This is a genomic window from Polaromonas sp. P1_G4 (genome assembly GCF_056405475.1).
In genome coordinates this window covers 1-4,345 of sequence record NZ_JBFUCA010000367.1, presented here as the reverse complement: position 1 = coordinate 4,345, position 4,345 = coordinate 1, and the positions used below count along the sequence as shown (strand labels likewise).

Sequence of the window (4,345 nt, the reverse complement as noted above, 5' to 3'; positions counted from 1 at the left end):
GGTGTACTGGATCGCACCGCCTTTGAATTCCACATCGCGCTGCTCGGCGGCGGCGGCAATGATCTGCTTGCGCTGCTCGAGCGTCTGCGAATGATTGAGGGCGTCGCGGTTGGCCGCGCCCATGTCGTACATGCTCACTGTGGCGATGGCTTTCATGCGCGGGTCAATCTTCGCCGCACTGATGACAAAACTGCCACTGCCGCAAATCCCGATGGCGCCGATCTGCTGCCTGTCGACAAACGCCTGGCTACCGAGGTAATCCACTGCAGCGCTGAAGTTCTCGGCGTACAGGTCCGGCGCAACGGCATTGCGCGGCTGGCCGTCGCTGCCGYCCCAGAAAGCGAGATCCAGGGACATGGCCACAAAGCCCTGCTCCGCCATCTTGGTGGCGTACAGGTTCGCGCTTTGCTCCTTCACCGCACCCATGGGGTGGCCCACAACGATGGCCGGGTTGCGTTTTTTCCGGTCAAGCGTTTTGGGAATGAAAAGATTCGCCGCGACGTTCATCCGGTACTGATTCCTGAAAGTCACCTTCTGCACGGTCACCTTGTCGCTCTTGTAAAAGTTATCGGCACCACCGGGCCTGCCTGGTATGGCCGGCGTATCCGCCGCAAAGGCAGCTCCTCCAACGGTCGAAAGCATGCCGGCCGCAGCCACGCCTGTTCCAGTCATTCTCAAAAACTCACGGCGGCCGGAGGCGTCGCTGGACAGTTCGACCGCTGCGCGGCCGTCGTTCTCTGATGGTGTTTTCATGGTCGATGTTCCTCTTTGGTTGGGTCAGAAGGCACTACGCGTGACGGTTGCCCTTGTTCGACGTGGTCCGTGTTCCGTTCGCAGTTCCTGAAGTTTGCCAAGTACCTTTAACATTGACTAGGTAATGAATCCTTAATGAATTTGTTAGCATGGCTAATCAGTAGCCTGCAAAACGGAGACCTGCAAATGCCTCGACGCAATCTCAACGACCTTCTGGCCTTCGTCACCGTGGCGCGCCAGGGCAGCTTCACCCGGGCCGCCGCCACGCTGGGTGTGACCCCGTCAGCGCTGAGCCAGGCCATCCGGGGGCTGGAAGAAGGCTTGAAGATCCGGCTGCTCACACGCACGACACGCAGCGTCGCCACAACGTCCGCGGGTGAGCGGCTGATGAAGGCGATCGGCCACCGCTTTGACGAAATTGAGTCTGAACTCGACGCATTGACCGACCTGCGCGACAAACCTGCAGGCACCGTGCGCATCACGTGTGGCGACCACGTGCTGCAAAGCACCCTGCTGCCCAAGCTCTCACCGCTGCTGCGCGAGTACCCGGACATCAAGCTGGAGTTCGACGTGAACTATGGTTTTCGCGACATCGTGGCCGACCGTTTTGATGCCGGCGTACGCTTGRGAAACACGATCGACAAAGACATGATCGCCTTGCCCATCGGCCCGCCGCTGCGTATGGCAGTAGCGGCTTCACCCGGTTATTTTGCGGTCCATTCCATCCCCAAAACACCGCACGACCTCACCGCACATCACTGCATCAACCAGCGCATGCCTACTTCCGGCGGGTTGTACGTCTGGGACTTTGAGCGCCGCGGCCGCCAGGTCAATGTCCGTGTGGATGGCCCGCTGATCTTTAACACGACAACGCCGCAGGTCGACGCGGCACTGGCGGGGTTGGGCATCGCATTGCTGCCGGAAGACGAACTGACGGCGCACATTGAAGCCGGGCGGCTGGTGCGCGTTCTGCAGGACTGGTGCCCAAAATTTTCCGGCTACCACCTGTACTATCCCAGCAGACGCCAGCCTTCACCGGCCTTCTCGCTGGTGGTGAAAGCGTTGCGAGTGAGTGGATCCGATAGATAAGATGGTTGGCGCCCTCGTGTGGCGAAGCCGAACAGACTTAAAAGTAATTAACAAACGACGAATAGGTAGTTCGCTTTGCACGGCGGCACTCCTACATTTATAGGCTGACCGGCGCCCCAGGACGCAGATGAGAAAGATGAAGATGACAGCGACTTTGACTCCGAACGACCGTGCCGATGCATCGGCAGCAACGCATACCCAATCCTCCATCGAGATCCGGCCTTTTGACGCCCCGCTGGGCGCCGAGGTGCTGGGCATGGATTTGTCCACACCGCTCACCACAGCTGACTTCAGCCGCATCCACCGCGCACACCTGGACCACCACGTGCTGGTCTTTCGCGACCAGCGCATCACGCCGCAGCAACATGTTGATTTCAGCCGCCGCTTTGGGCCGCTGCAAATTCATGTGTTGAAAAACTTCCAGTTGCAAAACCACCCTGAAATCCTGATCGTCTCCAACATCAAGGAAAACGGCGAACCCATCGGCCTGGGCGACGCCGGCCATTTCTGGCACTCTGACCTGTCATACAAAGACAAGCCCAGCCTGGGCTCATTGCTGCATGCCCGGGAGCTGCCCTCCGAAGGCGGCGACACCCTCTTCGCCAACCAGCACACCGCCTGGGACACCCTGCCCGACGCGCTGAAGACAGCTGTGCAGGGCCTGCGCGCCGAACACACCTACCTCGCCAAATACGAAGAGCTGCGCAGCCGCAACCCGTGGCGACCCAAGCTCACACAAGAGCAGGTGGAAGAGGTCAAGCCGGTGGTCCACCCGGTRGTACGCACCCACCCTGAAAACGGCCGCAAGGCGCTTTTTGTCAGCGAGCATTTCACCACCCGCATCCTGGGCATACCAGAGGACGAAAGCAAAGCGCTGCTCAGCGAACTGTTCGAACACACCTCACGCCCCGAACTCATCTACCGCCACCAATGGCAGCCGCACGACATGGTGTTCTGGGACAACCGCTCAGTCACCCACCTGGCAGCAGGCACCCCCGACCACCTGCGCCGCAAGCTCTACCGCACCACCATCGAAGGCGACGCCCCGTTTTAAGCGGAGGCCTGCGTCCGGTATTCGGGTTTGGGTATTCTGTGATGTTCGGCTCAGCTAGTGAAAAAGTGGTCCGGTTCGCCCAGCCAACGTAATTTTGCATGTTCCACATCGACGCGGCGATGGCCAAACAGTCGGCGACCAAAGCTCTCAACCGTCAGAGTAACGCGTACATCGATCTCGTCACCCCAGTAGACGCGCTCTTCGTCTTGGTCGACCGTGACAAGGCCGTCGAAGTCCAAGGTCAAGGTGTCGCCATCATGCTCGTCAAGCGTGTCCCACCAAGGTAAATCGATGTCAATGCGCGGAAAGGTGCCATTGGTCATTGCCACTTCGGAGCTAACCGATTCTTCGTTCACGATGGCCAGCTCAAAATGGCCCTGCACATCCATCAACCAGGCTTCGTGGTTATCGTAGATGTCGGCATCTGGAAAGCTGGACTGCAGGGCTGTAGTGAGCGCCCGTGCAAACACCCGAGGGTCGTGTCCCAGTTCAGTCGCTCGCTGTTGCAAACGGTGTGAATCCAAGACGATATCGACCGCTTTCGATAGCCCGATATCATCACTGGATGCTTGGTATGACGCGAGATTATTGTGACCGAGCGCTGCAGCGACAAGCTGCTGAGCGTGACCAGTCGAGAGAGAGATGCCTTGAGCTGAAATCGTGTTACGAACAGCGAAAGCAACGGCGGATAGCTGTGCCATGACGTGTACTCCGAATAATGCGCGGGGTCACAAGCGTTTCCGACCCTGCGCGTGCGAAGCTGCACGATTGGCCACAGGTTATTGCAATGCGAACTGTGCCTTTTTTGAGCCGCTTGAAACTCCGGCGGGCGCCTTAATTTCAGTTTAGCAGGATGGCGGGAAAAGTAAAAACCGCGACCTAAAAAGGGGGCTTTAAACGCCTTCGAACGTTCGAGTTACTGTTCGACTTTTGCTTAAAACGACAGCAAAATTCGCCCGAGTTTAAAAATTTAGCCGTCGCGTCCGTATCGTTGTGAGGCCATATAAATCATGCACTTAGGCAACTCGGACGTTGAACTCGAACGCCAATGTCCGACTTCAATGCATGCCGGCCGGCGGCAGATGGTAGGTGGAGGAGCCCAATTTCCCTGTGGCGGCGCGCCATACGGGTATTCCGAGGCCATTCGGTGCAGGTGCCTGCCCAGATAGCAAGAAAGCCCGTATGGCCCGGTTTTACCGCGTCCGCAGGCTCTACAGTCCGAGTTGCCCAAATTGTCCCGAGAGGCCCGATTTCGTTGGGCTCGTCCCACTTCATCCCGCCAAGTCATGGCTCTTCCCGGATGTTCAGGCTCATGGGTTCGGTCACATACTCCTTGACCCCACCCCTTCTGTATGCGCCGAGGAGCGCAGGGCCAGACGGATCAGGGCAAAAACTTGTTTGAGCCGAAGGCGAGTTGTTTTTGACCCCGGCTGGACCGAGCACCGCAGG

4 protein-coding genes are annotated in these 4,345 nt (G+C 58.5%); 2 read left to right on the top strand and 2 right to left on the bottom strand.

The genetic code is table 11. The features are described from left to right. Window positions 1-753: alpha/beta hydrolase (locus AC1D1X_RS16705; RefSeq protein WP_477698692.1), on the bottom strand; the 753-nt coding region annotated here is incomplete at its 3' end. 186 nt (window positions 754-939) lie between these two features. On the opposite strand from AC1D1X_RS16705, the gene AC1D1X_RS16700 reads away from it, so the two are divergent. Together AC1D1X_RS16700 and AC1D1X_RS16695 are read left to right on the top strand one after the other, a co-directional pair. Further along, window positions 940-1,842 (top strand): LysR family transcriptional regulator, encoded by a 903-nt coding sequence (locus AC1D1X_RS16700; RefSeq protein ID WP_477698691.1) that lies wholly within the window; start codon window positions 940-942, stop codon window positions 1,840-1,842. A gap of 142 nt (window positions 1,843-1,984) precedes the next feature. Further along, window positions 1,985-2,896 carry a TauD/TfdA dioxygenase family protein gene (locus tag AC1D1X_RS16695; RefSeq protein WP_477670786.1) on the top strand — a complete coding sequence of 304 codons (912 nt, stop codon included), beginning with the start codon at window positions 1,985-1,987 and terminating at the stop codon, window positions 2,894-2,896. A 50-nt stretch (window positions 2,897-2,946) separates the two neighbouring features. Here AC1D1X_RS16695 and AC1D1X_RS16690 read toward each other — a convergent pair whose 3' ends face one another. Continuing rightward, a complete protein-coding gene (locus AC1D1X_RS16690; RefSeq protein WP_477670787.1) occupies window positions 2,947-3,597 on the bottom strand; it encodes a hypothetical protein in 651 nt (216 codons plus the stop codon). Window positions 3,598-4,345: the final 748 nt, after the last annotated feature.

Coding starts and splice junctions, on each gene's coding strand:
- AC1D1X_RS16690 (WP_477670787.1), bottom strand. CDS start 3,597: ATGGCACAGCTATCCGCCGTTGCTTTCGCTGTTCGTAACACGATTTCA.